The organism is Kocuria sp. NBRC 114282, from assembly GCF_030268385.1.
GTDB lineage: Bacteria > Actinomycetota > Actinomycetes > Actinomycetales > Micrococcaceae > Kocuria > Kocuria palustris.
Window position 1 is genome coordinate 1 of the sequence record NZ_BSQO01000027.1, and the last position, 751, is coordinate 751.

The following is a 751-nucleotide window of genomic DNA, read 5'->3' on the forward strand; positions in this document are numbered from 1 at the left end:
GTTCTCGTTGCTGCCGCGCTGCCAGGGCGAGTGAGGATCGCAGAAGTAGATCGGAATGCCCGTGGCGGTAGTGAACGCAGCATGCTTGGCCATCTCCGCGCCCTGGTCCCAGGTGATCGTTCGGGCCAAGGAGGACGGCAGCTTGCTGACCGCCTCGCGCATTGCTGCCTCGACCTGCTCGGCGCTCTTGCCATCGGGCAGGTGCAGCAGCAATGTCATCCGTGTCGAGCGCTCGACGAGCGTCCCGACAGCGCTGCGGCTGCCCTGACCAAGGATGAGGTCACCCTCCCAATGCCCGGGCACTGCACGGTCGTCGGCTTCGGCAGGGCGCTGGCTGAGCATCACCATGCCGGGGATGCGGCCACGACCCTCGATGGCCCCGCGAGGCTTGCGAGCCGTCCTTCCGGACCGCAGGCACCGGGCCAGTTCACGGCGCAACTCGCCTCTGCCCTGCACGAACAGCGACTGGTAGATCGTCTCGTGGCTCACACGCATCTGCGGATCATCGGCATGATCCAACCGTAGGCGCACCGCGATCTCGTCGGGCGACCACAACTGCTCCAGCCGACTGGCGACCTCCTCGAGCAGTCGGCCGGGCCTGAGCTTGAACGGCTTCGGCCGACGAGTCTGCTGGCGGGCACGTTCATGTGCGCGCCAAGCCGAGTATTCGCAGCGGCCTCCGCCGCGCTTGACCTCACGGCTGATGGTGGACACCGTTCGCCCCAGCTGCCCGGCGATCGCGGTGAATGTG

1 protein-coding gene is annotated in these 751 nt (G+C 67.2%); it reads right to left on the reverse strand.

Features of this window, described 5'->3' with window-relative positions:
* The coding region (locus tag QSJ40_RS12570; RefSeq protein WP_285731344.1) for an IS30 family transposase at positions 1-751 on the reverse strand (751 nt) is incomplete at both ends.